This window comes from Aquificaceae bacterium, assembly GCA_037722135.1.
Taxonomy (GTDB): Bacteria; Aquificota; Aquificia; order Aquificales; family Aquificaceae; genus Pampinifervens; species Pampinifervens sericum.
Window position 1 is genome coordinate 1 of sequence record JBBKAW010000015.1, and the last position, 12,481, is coordinate 12,481.

The following is a 12,481-nucleotide window of genomic DNA, read 5'->3' on the forward strand; positions in this document are numbered from 1 at the left end:
ATGCAGTGTGAAACCGCTATTTTGGTTAGGATGTTTTTTGGTGAGAATGACAAATACGAAGGAAAGCCTCTTTATAGGTATGTGGTGGAGTTTTGTAGGGAAAAGGGTATTGCGGGTGCTACGGTTTTTAGAGGTATACTTGGCTATGGAAAGTCTTCTGTAATACACAAAGCGAGTATCTTTAGTCTATCTTCTGACCTTCCAATAGTAGTGGAGATAGTGGACTGTGAGGAAAAGGTTCAAGAGATTCTGCCTGAACTTTCAAGACTTGTGAAGGAAGGTGTAATAACCCTTGAAAAAGTAAAGGTTATAAAGCCTTCGTAAGGGAAATTTGCTTTAGAATAGTTTCCTAATGGTTGACATTCTCATAGTGGGAAGACCTAACGTAGGAAAGTCTACTCTCTTTAACAGGCTCGTAAGGAGAAGGAAAAGCATAGTTCATGACGTGCCCGGAGTTACCAGAGATATGGTAGAAGGTGTGGTTCAGTGGCGAGATAGGACTTTTACCGTTGCGGATACGGGAGGTGTGCTTGAGAAGGGTGATGAGATAGCAGAGGGCATCAAGAGGCAGGTACAAAGAGTTTTGTCTGAAGCTAAGGCGATAATATTCGTAGTGGATGGAAGGGAAGGGCTTACCGCTGGAGACCAGTATATAGCTAAGCTACTCTATCCATATAGGGAAAAGGTATTTATGGCGGTAAACAAAATTGATACAGACCGCTTAGAAGATAGAGTTTATGAATTTTACTCTCTTGGCTTTGAAAGGGTCTTTCCTATATCCGCACAGCATGGAAGGGGTATAGGTGAGCTTCTTGATAGCCTTGTAGCACTTATTCCAGAGGGTGAGGAGAAAAGTATAGAAGGCATACGCATAGCTTTCGTGGGAAGACCCAACGTGGGAAAGTCATCTCTAATAAACGCCATACTAAAAGAGGAAAGAGTTATAGTCTCTCCAATTGCAGGAACTACAAGGGATGCTATAGAAGTGCCCTTTTCCTTTGAAGGAAAAGACTTTGTTCTCATAGATACCGCAGGTATAAGGAGAAGGAGCAAGGTTGAATACGGTGTAGAGTTTTTCTCTGTAGGTAGGTCCATAAAAGCCATAGAGCTTTCGGACATATCCTGCCTTTTGATTGACCTCTCAGAAGGTGTAACCGCCCAAGACAAGAGGATAGGAGGTCTTATAGAGAGAAGATACAAGGGATGCGTAATAGTAGGCAACAAGGTGGACTTAGTAAAGGCAAGCAAGAGGGAGATAGAAAGTTATATAAGAAAGGAGCTGTATTTTCTTGATTTTGCACCCATTGTGCTAACTTCTGCTATTAAGGGGCAAGGAGTGGAGGACCTGCTTAGGGCTTGCGAGCTTGTTTGGAAAGACTACAACATACAACACAAAACTTCCTTTGTAAACAGAGCAATAGAAAAGGTCATAAGAGAAAAACATCCACCCTCTAAGAAGGGAAAGGAAGTAAAGATATACTATGCCTTTCAGGAGAGCACAAGACCACCAACCATTGTGGTATTTACAAACGACCCAGAGCTTTGGAGAAAGGATTACCTGAGGTTTTTTGAAAAGAAACTTAGAGAGCATCTTCAAATAAAGTATGCACCTATAAAGCTTATTTTAAAGGACAGGGAAGGTGCTGTAAAATAGAAGAGCTATGATAGCCAGCAGTTTTAAAAACCTTTGTCCTAACTGTGGAGGAGATATAAGTGCAGAGAGGCTTGAGCTTGGGCTTCCTTGTGAGAAGTGTATGCCAAGCTATGGAGAGCTTTGTGATAGTCTTGTAAGAGAGGGGGAGCTCAAAAGGCTTTGCCACGTGGAGGAAGAGCTAAGTTCTTGGGAAGCTCATTTTGAAAGTTTTTTGAGGTCAAAGCCTTGGAGTTTGCAGGTTAGCTGGGCAAAGAGGGTTTTTCTTGGAAACTCCTTTGGGCTTTTGGCACCTACTGGTGTTGGTAAAACTTCCTTTGGTCTTTCTATGGCAAGCTATTTTGCAAAGAAGGGTAAAAGGTCTTATGTGATACTTCCCACAAAGCTCTTGGTGGAGCAGGTGGTCCAAAGGCTTCTCAACTTTGGTCTAAAGGAGGAGGATATCCTATACTTTTCTGAAGAAAGCAAAAAACAAAAGGAACTTAGAAAGAAAAGGCTTCTGGAAGGGGACTTTAAGGTGCTTGTAAGCACTTCTATGTTTCTTTACAAAAACCATGAAACAATTCCAAGGGGTTTTGACTTTATTTTTGTGGATGATGTGGATTCCTTTCTTAAGACAGCCAAAAACATAGACAAGCTTCTTTTCCTCTTGGGCTTTGAGCAGGAGGATATTGACCTTGCCATGAAACTTATAAGGCTAAAGGGGGTTAGAAATAAAAAGGAAGAGGACTGGGAGGGTATAAAAGAGCTTTCAGAAAAGGTGAAGGAGCTTTCAAAGAAAAGAAGGGGTGTGCTTGTGGTTTCCTCTGCCACTTCCAACCCTCGCTCAAACAGGATAAAACTCTTTAGGGAACTCCTTGGTTTTGAAGTGGGAACTCCTACCTTTTACCTAAGAAACGTGGTAGACCTATATGAGGACATTGAGACAAAGCCTATAGAAGAATGGATAAGACTTCTGGGAAAGGGTGGATTGCTCTTTGTATCTTCAGATAGAAAGAAGGAGTTTGTGGATGAGCTTGTGTCATACCTGCAAGAAAGGGGTATAAGAGCGGTTTCTTACGAAAAGATGGACGAAGAGGTGTTAAGGGACTACGAGGAGGGTAAGATAGACCTTTTGGTGGGTATAGCGTCATACAGAAATCCTCTTGCGAGGGGTATAGACTTGCCTCACGTGATAAGGTATGCACTCTTTTATGGCGTTCCAAAGATAGTGATATCTCTAAAGTTTGAGAAAAACCTCTCTCATATCCTTTGGGCTCTTATGTCCTTACGGGGGCTTATAGCCAAAAGAATGCCTAACAGACTTAAGGAAGTGGACAAGTGGCTTGAAAGTCTAAGGAGGTATCAGTATCTTAGTGAAGACTTTCTAAAGGATAAGCCTGAGCTTGTGGAGAAGATAGACAAACTTAGAGAGGATGTGAGTGGCTTTCTTTTGGAAGAAGAAGTGCTTGAGCTAATCCAAGCCTCGGAGGAGATAACCCTAAGGAAGACAGAAGAAGGCTACCAGATAATAGTTTCTGACGCCACGGGCTATCTGCAGGCAAGTGGAAGGACTTCCCGTATGTTTGCAGGTGGCATAAGCAAGGGCATAAGCCTTGTGCTCGTGGATGACAAGAGGGCTTTTAGGCATCTTATAAGGAAGGTAAAATGGTTCAACGAGGAGATAGAGTTTAAGGCTTTTAGAGAAGAGGAGGTCAAAGGTCTTATAAAAGAGGTGGACACAGACAGAGAGAAGATAAGAAAGTTTCTTGCGGGTGAGGAAAAGCCAGAGAGTAAGGAGCTTTTAAAACCTGTGCTTATAGTGGTGGAGTCTCCCAATAAGGCAAAGACTATTGCTAACTTCTTTGGTAAAGCGGTAAGAAGGCGTGTGGGAGACCACGAGCTTATGGAGACCTCTGCAGAGGATAGATACATAATGATAACCGCAAGCCTTGGGCATGTGCTTGACCTAAACAAGGAAGAGGGCTTTCATGGCGTTTATATGGATGGGAAGCCTGTGCCTGTGTATGAAGCTATTGAAGGTAAAGAGAGGATAATTGAAAGCCTAAGGCGTATGGCAATGGAGGCTCAAGAGGTTCTAATAGCCACAGACCCAGACACAGAGGGTGAGAAGATAGGATGGGATATCGCATTATTGCTAAGGGCGTATAATTCTAACATAAGGAGGATGGAGTTTCACGAAGTTACGAAAAAGGCTATTAGGAAAGCCATAAGGGAAAGTAGGGATTTTGACCTTAACCTCGTAAAGGCACAAATACTTAGAAGGGTGGCGGACAGATGGGTAGGCTTTGAGTTTTCTAAGCTCCTGCAAAAAGCCTTTGGAAAGCAATGGCTTTCAGCTGGAAGGGTTCAAACTCCAGTCCTTGGCTGGATAATACAGAGAGAGAGGGAATACAGGCAGAAGGTTTACAAGATCGTGGTTCCATTGGACGATGGAGGAAGGCTAAGAGTGGATTGGAGTTTTGAAAGCAAGGAAGAGGCACATACCTTTTATTCCATGCTTTCGCAAATAAGGGTTGAGTTAATAGAAGAAAGACAAGAACTCAAAAATCCACCACCACCTTTTAGCACAGACACCATGCTCAAGTCTGCCAGCGATGCCTACAGGTGGTCTCTGCCAAAGACTATGAGCCTTGCTCAAACCCTTTTTGAGCTGGGATACATAACCTACCACAGGACGGACTCCACAAGGGTGTCTGACTACGGTATAGGCTTGGCTAAGGAGTATATAAGTGAAGAATTTGGAGAGGAATACTTCCATGCAAGGGTATGGGGAGAGGGTGGGGCTCATGAATGTATAAGACCCACAAAGGGCATAGACCCAGAGGAGCTAAGAGCTCTATTTCTAAGCGGTCAAGCGGAAGGTCTATCCAAAGAACACATACTGCTTTATGAGCTTATCTTTAGGCAGTTTATGGCAAGCCAGATGAAACCAGTAAAGTTAAGAGTTTATAAGCTCCACATCCTTGCAGATGGAAGGGAAAAGGAAATTGAAGTGCCCGTTGAAGTGCTTGAGGATGGCTGGAACAGGTTAATACCCTTAGAGGTTTACAAACCCATATTAGGCTCTGTGGATGTCTCTGAAAGGAAAAAGCTCCTTTCACAGCCAAAGGCTTATCTATACACTCATGGAGAGCTGGTGCAGGAGATGAAAAGAAGGGGCATAGGCAGACCTTCCACTTACGCAAGCATAGTGGAAAAACTCATAGAGAGGGGCTATGTGATAGAAAACAAGGGCTTTCTCATTCCTACAAAACTCGGAAAAGAAGTATACAGCTACCTGCAGAGCAGGAAGGAGGTGCACGAGTTTCTCAAAGAAGAGTTTACCAGAAGGCTTGAAGAGCTTATGGACAAGGTGGAGGAGGGCAAAGAGGACTATGCGGACATACTTAATGACCTTTACAGGAGTATAATAGAATTGGACAAAAAGCTGGAGGTAGTTTGATGGTTTTGCATCCTCTCTTTGCGTATCCCACGGTATTATTAGCCCTTGGTGTGTTTGCCCTCTACATAGTTAGTTTGCTAAAGTTAAGAGGTATGATGAAGTATGCACTCTACTTGAACGTAGCCCTTATAGTCTTTGCCCTACTGTCGGTGGTATTTGGTTTTCGTGTTTCTTCTATTGATTGGGTGCAGGCAAAAACGCCTTTTATATGGGGATTTCCTCACAAGTGGAACGGGGTATTTCTGCTTGCCCTTTCTGTGCTAACCTTTGTGGTCTTTTGGTTTAAGGGAGAAACCGCTGGAAAGAGGTTAGCTTTGCTTCCTCTGTTGGGGTTATTACTTACCCTTTTCCAGTTCTTTACAGGATGGATGCTTAGGTTGGTATTCTTCTCATAAGGCATATTGAAAGGTAAGAAAATAAGCATAGCTTTATAGTCATGTTAGAAAGGTATGAACTTTTAAGGGAATACGGTGGTCCTATAGACCTAAAGAGGTATGACTATAAAGAGCTTGAAAGGCTTGCGGAAGAGGTAAGAGACTATCTTATAGAGGTTACCGCAAAAAATGGAGGTCATGTGGCACCGGGGCTTGGTGTTGTAGAGTTAACCATAGCACTTTTAAGGGTCTTTGAACCACCCAAGGATGTTATAGTTTGGGACATAGGACATCAGGCATATCCCTGGAAGATACTCACAGACAGAAAGGAACTGTTCCCAACCCTTAGACAATACGGAGGCATATCGGGTTTTCTAAGAAGGGAAGAAAGTCCCTTTGACGCCTTTGGTGCAGGGCATAGCTCCACTTCCATATCCGCTGCACTTGGCTTTAGGAAAGCCTTTGACCTTTTGGGTGAGCAAGACCGTTATGTGGTGGCGGTGATAGGCGATGGTGCCATGACCGCAGGCATGGCTTTTGAAGCACTAAACAACGCAGGACATCTAAGACCAAACAAGTTTATAGTTATCCTCAACGACAACGAAATGTCCATCTCTCCTAACGTAGGTGCCATATCCACATACCTTAGCAAAATACTAAGCGGACGCTTTGTGCAAGAAACAAGACAGAAGGTAAAGCATCTCCTTGAGCATTTGGGAAGTCCTGCACTCAGAGTCATGAAGCTTACAGAGGAGTTTCTAAAGGGTCTTTTATCTCCTGGAGTTCTCTTTGAGGAACTTGGCTTTAACTATATAGGTCCAGTAAACGGACATGACCTACCTGCCTTAGAGAGAACCCTTGAGAACATAAAGTATATAGAAGGACCTGTCCTCTTGCACGTGTATACCAAAAAGGGTAAAGGCTACAAGCCAGCAGAAAACGACCCAGTTACTTGGCACGGTGTTGCACCCTACAAAAGAGAGTCTGGCGAGTTTATCAAAAAGCCTTCACCACCCACTTGGACTTCCGTCTTTGGAAAAGCCATAGTGGAGCTGGCGGAACAAGACCCGAACATAGTGGTGATAACACCTGCCATGAAGGAAGGCTCTGGTCTTGTGGAGTTTAGCCAAAGGTTTCCCGAAAGGTTTTTTGATGTAGGTATTGCGGAACAGCATGCCTGCACCTTTGCAGGTGGTCTTGCGGCAGGAGGTCTCAAACCTGTAGCCTGCTACTATTCTACCTTTCTCCAAAGGGCATACGACCAAGTTATACACGACATAGCACTTCAAAACTTGCATGTGGTTTTTGCCATAGACAGGGGCGGTCTTGTGGGTGATGATGGACCAACACATCACGGAGTTTTTGACCTCTCATACCTTAGGTGCATTCCTAATATGGTGGTGTCCGCACCAAAGGATGAGCAGGAGCTAAGAGACCTACTATATACCGCACTGCACTACAATGGACCCTTTGCCATAAGGTATCCAAGAGGTCCAGCCTACGGCGTGCCTACGGAGGGTTTTCGTCTCATAAAGGTAGGAAGTTGGGAGCTTCTAAAAGAGGGCAAGGATGGTGTGATATTGGGAGTGGGCTACACAGTCTATCAAGCTCTCAAGGCTTCGGAGGAGCTTCTAAGAGAGGGTATTGACTTTGCGGTGGTAAACGCAAGGTTTGTAAAGCCTATGGATGAGGAGCTTTTGGAAAGGTTGGCAAACACCTATGACTTCTTTATAACGGTGGAGGACAACGTGCTTATGGGGGGCTTTGGCTCTGGAGTGCTTGAGTGGTTGGCAAAGAGGGGCTACACCAAGAGGGTTCTCACCTTAGGCATTCCCGACAGGTTCATAGAGCATGGAAACCAAAACCTGCTTAGAAACTTGGTGGGCATAGATGCAGAAGGCATAAAGGAGAGAGTTTTGGAGTTCGTAAAGGGAAGGCTTTTAGAAAGTGGGCGTTGAGGGTAGGGACGTAGGTGAGAGATTTAAAAATTTATTGCCCTATCATCCACTCAACCCTTTCACTATCTCCATCACCGCTATGTTTTTCTCATAAAGCCTTGTAAGGTTTTCGCTTCTTCTTGTTATCCAATTGTTTCTATACAGATGCATTTCTCTCCTGAAGTCTTTTGGCTCGCCTTTTAGGACCACTGGCTCCTTTTCTCCTTGAGGTAGATACTCAAGCAAGCTCCTTAAAAACTCTGTGTGGTTGAAGGCTTTTGGCAGGAACTTAAAGGTCTTTTTCTCTCCCATTAAAGTGGTAAGAGTGCCATCTGTCTCACCCATTAAGCTCATGGGTATTTTTATCTGAGCGTATTGAGCAAGACCATCCTCAAAGGGAGAAAAGACTACAAGATGCTCAAGACCTTCAAATACTTTCTCAAGCTCCTCCATTTTCATATAGTCCGTTAGGTCTTCGCCAAAGATGACAAGGTTCTTTGCCCTTTGGAGAGCTTCATGAAGGTCCGAAAGCCAGCTCAATGGTATGTGTCTTAGAAGTCCAAGAAAGTTCCCATCGTATAAAAGCATAAGCCTAAAGCCCTTTTCTTTGCAAAGGTCTTTGAGATACGCACCCCATTCTCTTGCCTCTTGTGGCTTCATGCCTATGGCATTGAAGACTATCACGCCCTTACCTTCAAGGTTTTGCAGGTCTTCCTTCTGAATTTCAATGGGGTTTAGCTTTTGGTCTCTTGTGCCTTTGCCTATACGGTATACCTTGCCTTTAGTGTAATAGGATAGCACTGGTGAGGTTGAGGTTATGTCTTCTCCTATGAAAACATAAAAGTCCGCCTTCTTTATATCTTCTATGCCTATTGGCTGGTATTCTCCATAGCTTTCAAGGAAGGCTTTTAGGTCAAGACTTAGGGTTGAGCTTACCATTACGCCAGTTCTTTTTACTATCTGAGCTATTAAGTCGTAGTCTTCGTTTGTCATATAAAGGGATAGGACAAGTAAGGTCTCTTCATGCTTTCCTTTAAGCAACATGGAGAGGAGGTTGGCTATGTTGCCACTGGTTTCTTCCCTACCATACATTTTGGGAGACCTGAGCCTCTCGTGGTTTAGCACATCGTAGCCAAAGAAAGCCTTGGCACATATATTTAGCTCGTCAGTGGGCTTGGTTCTATACACCTTTTCCTTTGACCTCCAGTCTCCCACTCCATACTCTATCTGTATCTCACAGCCTACAGGACACAAACCGCATGTGGTTTTTTCCCTTTTCAAGAGCCAGCTTCTTGTCCAATACTTGAAGGGTTTGGAGATAATAGCACCCACTGGACAAACATACACACAAAGACCACACATCTCACAGGAAGAGGTATCCATAGGTCTAACAGTGGGTGCTATGTTTGCCTGAAAGCCTCTCTCTTCCACATATAGAGCGTGAGCTCCTACCACCTCGTCGCAAACCCTTGTGCATCTATAACATACCACGCACCTATTGGAGTAATACTCTAAAAAGTCGCTTTCCCAGTCAAGCTGATGTCTTTCCTTTTCAAGGGCGGAGACTGGCACGATTTGTTTCTGGGGTCCAAAGAGAGCTCCATAGTTTTGCAGGTCGCACTCTCCTGCCTTGTCGCATATGGGACAGTCAAGGGGATGCCTTGTCATAAAGGCTTGAAGAAGGTATTTTTGGTTTTCTTTTACCAAAGGATGCTGGACGGATATGGACATGCCCTCCTCTGGGTATACATTGCATGAGGTCATAAGCCTTCCAGTCTTCTCGTTGTAGACTATGCACATCCTACAGGCACCGATTATCCTCAGGCGAGGATGGTAGCAAAAATATGGAATGCTTATACCAAGGTCAAGCAAGCTTTGAAGTAGAGGCTTTTTCTTGTCTACCTCATACTCCACACCATCTACAAATATCCTTACCTTTTCCATAGCACACTCCTTAGATTTTCAATTTTACTGGAGTTCCTCTTTTCATGAGCTTTTCAATGCCCTCCACCGCCTCATCAAAACTCGCCACTATTCCTCCAAAGCCCTTAGCAAACTTCTCCGCATCTTCCTTGTTTGCAAAGGCTATGGCAGAGGGAGAACAACATGGCATGGCGGAAGAGCCTATTACATACCATGCGGAGAAACAACTCAGGGGTTTGGAGCTTATAAAGTCCCAGGTCATACAGGACTCAATATCCTCTTCCCTTAGGCTTTTGTATAGCAAAAGCCCGCAGTGAGCACAACAAGCCCTTACAAACTTGCCCCTCTTCATTCTGTATGTAAACTCAAGCCTTTTTTCTATAGGTTTGGTGCAATAGGCACAGGATGGGACGGTTTCTTCTATGACCTCTCCTGCCTCTTCTCTTAGGAGCAGTTCTCCATGTTTTCTTACAATCCTACCCTCCTTCTCCAGCTCCCTCACATCCCTGTAGATGGTCATAAGGGATACGCCAAAGTGCTGGGCAAGAGCCTTTACGCTCCTGTATCCCTGTGGTATGAGCTCTATTATTTTTTCCTTTCGGTCCATGTTAAAATTATATTCCTGAAATGCCAAAACATCTAATATCTGTGAGAGACCTCAGCAAAGAGGATATAGACCTTTTGAGGCATTTCTCAAACAGGTTCAGGGACGGAGAAAGAGAAACTCTTGAAGGTGATGTTGCTTTGTTTTTTCTTGAAAGCTCTACAAGGACTCGCTTATCCTTTGAGAAAGCTTGTAGGCTTTTGGGGCTTAGAACCTATTACGCAGGCAGGGGAGAAAGCTCAATAGAAAAGGGAGAAAGTCTAAGAGATACCATAAAAACTCTTCAAGCTCTTGGTTTTAGAGCCTTGGTGCTTAGAGTTCCCTTTGTTCTCTTTCCCTACGAAGGCTACAAGGGGGAGGAAATAAGCCTTATAAATGCGGGCGATGGGACGCATCAACATCCTACACAAGGGCTAATTGACCTCTTTACCGCTATAGAGGTTTTTGGTTCTTTGGAAAACCTAAAGGTGTTATACATCGGAGACATACTCCATAGCAGAGTTTTCCGTTCTGGTGCATACCTTTTTAGTCTTTACGGTGCTAAGGTTGGAGTTTGTGGACCCAAAACTCTTATTCCTTCAGACCTTTCTCCCTTTGGAGTGGAGCAAGTTTTTGATAGTGTGGATGAGGCTATTGAGTGGGCGGACTTATGCATATGGCTAAGACTACAAGAAGAAAGGTTTACAGAAAGCTACATTCCAAGTAAAGAAAGCTACTTTCTCCAGTTTGGTCTAACAAAGGAGAGATACAAAAGGCTAAAGGGCTACTTTATGCACCCAGGACCTGTAAACCTCTATGTGGATGTGGATGCGGAGGTGGTTTATTTGGACAAGTCCTTGGTTCTAAAGCAGGTGGAAATGGGTCTATACGTAAGGATGGCGGTTTTATACTGGGCTTTAAAGGATGGCTAAGATACTTCTTGGCGTTAGCTCAAGCATTGCCATATATAAGGCTTGTGAGCTTGTAAGGGAACTCATAAAGTCAGGGCATGAAGTTAAGGTTGTTATGTCTCCCTTTTCTGAGAGGTTCATAAGCAGGCTTACCTTTGAGGCTCTTTCTGGAAACAAGGCTTATGTGGACTGGGAAGATGACCCTCTTTTACACATAAACCTACCAAGATGGTCTGACCTTTTTGTGATAGCTCCATGCAGTATAAACACCCTTTCAAAAATTGCCTTAGGCATAGGAGACAACTTACTTACCACCTGTGCCCTTTCTCATAAGGGAAAACTTCTGCTCGCTCCTGCTGGGAATGTGGAGATGTATAAAAATCCAGCGGTGCAGGAGAACATAAAGAGGCTAAGGGAGAGAGGAGTGATACTTGTTGAGCCGGAGGAAGGAAGGCTTATATGTCAAGAGGAAGGACAAGGAAGGCTTGCGTCCATACAAAGGCTCCTTGATTGGATAGAGTATGCCCTAAGACCTAAGCCCCTTGAAGGCAAAAGGGTGCTAATAACTGCGGGTGCTACCAGAGAGTTTATAGACAGTGTGAGGTTCATATCCAACCTTTCCAGCGGTCTTATGGGTTTTTCTCTTGCAAGAGTTTTTAGATGGTATGGTGCACAGGTAAAGGTTATAGCAGGTTTTACTACTGCGGAAGAGCCACCGGAAGTGGAAATTGTAAGGGTTTTATCCGCTAAGGAAATGTATGAAAAGGTAATGGACCTGAAAGACTGGGCGGACATCATTGTTATGAACTCTGCGGTAGCGGACTACAGACCTCTTGAAACCTACGAAGGAAAGCTAAAAAAACAAGAAAGACTTACTCTGGAATTGGTTAAAAACCCAGACATACTCGCAGAGCTCGGAAGGCTAAAGAAAGACTACGTGCTTATAGGCTTTGCTTTAGAAGAGAGGCAAAAACTCCAAGAAAACGCCCTTAAGAAACTGCAAGATAAAAACCTTGATGTTATAGTGGCAAACCCATTGGAAAGTATAGGTTCAGAGCAATACGAAGGCATAATCTTATTCAAAGAAGGAAAAGCGATAAACTTAAAGGCAAGCAACAAACTGCAGGCGAGCGAGCTCATGGTTAAGGAGTTGGTAAAGATTTTAGCTCCTTAAAGACCTCTTCCACTTCCAACTCAAAACCTTCAAGGATTTTTGACTTAACCTTTCCTCTCTCTGTGGCGTAGGAATAAAGCTCATAGCCATTTTCTGTAAGTTCGTAGACGAACATGGTTTTTTCTAAGGGAAATATAAGCCAGTATTCTTTAACCTTAAACCTCTCATATAACTTCCGCTTTTCCACAAAGTCCCTTACCAAAGTTTGAGGAGATATAACCTCCACCACAAGCTCAGGCACGCCGTAGACCTTGTCCTCTACCTTTGAAGGGTCAGACACGTAAACAAGGTCAGGCTGTAGCACGTTTTCTTGGTCAAAAACCACATCCACAGGCGATAAAAGAACCTCACCCATTCCCTCTTTCAGAAAACTTCTAAGTTTAAAGTATAAGTTGCCTACTACTCTTTGATGGTTTACGCATTGTCCAGGCATCTCGTAAACCTCCCTGTTAATAAGTTCAATCCTTGAGCATTCTGGGTATA

The 12,481-nt window shown here is 43.9% G+C and carries 10 protein-coding genes; 7 read left to right on the top strand and 3 right to left on the bottom strand.

The features are described from left to right. The 5 genes from WKI49_01140 to dxs form a co-directional block, all read left to right on the top strand. Nucleotides 1-324 (top strand): DUF190 domain-containing protein (locus WKI49_01140; protein ID MEJ7621105.1); only part of this gene is annotated, 324 nt, incomplete at its 5' end. 28 nt (nt 325-352) lie between these two features. Further along, entirely contained in the window at nt 353-1,654 is a 1,302-nt protein-coding gene (der, locus tag WKI49_01145) for a ribosome biogenesis GTPase Der (GenBank protein ID MEJ7621106.1), read from the top strand. A gap of 7 nt (nt 1,655-1,661) precedes the next feature. Further along, the gene (gene rgy, locus WKI49_01150) at nt 1,662-5,096 is read left to right on the top strand and encodes a reverse gyrase (GenBank protein MEJ7621107.1); all 3,435 of its coding nucleotides are present in this window, start codon (nt 1,662-1,664) and stop codon (nt 5,094-5,096) included. Next, nucleotides 5,096-5,491 carry a hypothetical protein gene (locus WKI49_01155; protein ID MEJ7621108.1) on the top strand — a complete coding sequence of 132 codons (396 nt, stop codon included), beginning with the start codon at nt 5,096-5,098 and terminating at the stop codon, nt 5,489-5,491. The genes rgy and WKI49_01155 overlap by 1 nt, the downstream gene beginning before the upstream one ends. 41 nt (nt 5,492-5,532) lie before the next feature. After that, nucleotides 5,533-7,428, top strand: coding sequence for a 1-deoxy-D-xylulose-5-phosphate synthase (gene dxs / locus WKI49_01160; protein MEJ7621109.1), 1,896 nt, complete (start codon nt 5,533-5,535; stop codon nt 7,426-7,428). Nucleotides 7,429-7,470: 42 nt separating this feature from the next. Here the strand turns inward: dxs and WKI49_01165 are convergent, their stop codons facing one another. Together WKI49_01165 and WKI49_01170 are read right to left on the bottom strand one after the other, a co-directional pair. Beyond that, nucleotides 7,471-9,351 (bottom strand): 2Fe-2S iron-sulfur cluster-binding protein, encoded by a 1,881-nt coding sequence (locus WKI49_01165; GenBank protein ID MEJ7621110.1) that lies wholly within the window; start codon nt 9,349-9,351, stop codon nt 7,471-7,473. Nucleotides 9,352-9,361: 10 nt separating this feature from the next. After that, entirely contained in the window at nt 9,362-9,937 is a 576-nt protein-coding gene (locus WKI49_01170) for a DeoR family transcriptional regulator (protein ID MEJ7621111.1), read from the bottom strand. 20 nt (nt 9,938-9,957) lie between these two features. Between WKI49_01170 and WKI49_01175 the strand changes: the two genes are divergently transcribed. Both WKI49_01175 and coaBC read left to right on the top strand, forming a co-directional pair. Continuing rightward, nucleotides 9,958-10,845 (top strand): aspartate carbamoyltransferase catalytic subunit, encoded by an 888-nt coding sequence (locus WKI49_01175; protein ID MEJ7621112.1) that lies wholly within the window; start codon nt 9,958-9,960, stop codon nt 10,843-10,845. After that, a complete protein-coding gene (coaBC, locus tag WKI49_01180) occupies nt 10,838-11,998 on the top strand; it encodes a bifunctional phosphopantothenoylcysteine decarboxylase/phosphopantothenate--cysteine ligase CoaBC (protein MEJ7621113.1) in 1,161 nt (386 codons plus the stop codon). Before WKI49_01175 ends, coaBC begins: the two co-directional genes overlap by 8 nt. Here coaBC and WKI49_01185 read toward each other — a convergent pair. Beyond that, nucleotides 11,967-12,481: Uma2 family endonuclease (locus WKI49_01185; protein MEJ7621114.1), on the bottom strand; the 515-nt coding region annotated here is incomplete at its 5' end. The genes coaBC and WKI49_01185 overlap by 32 nt on opposite strands.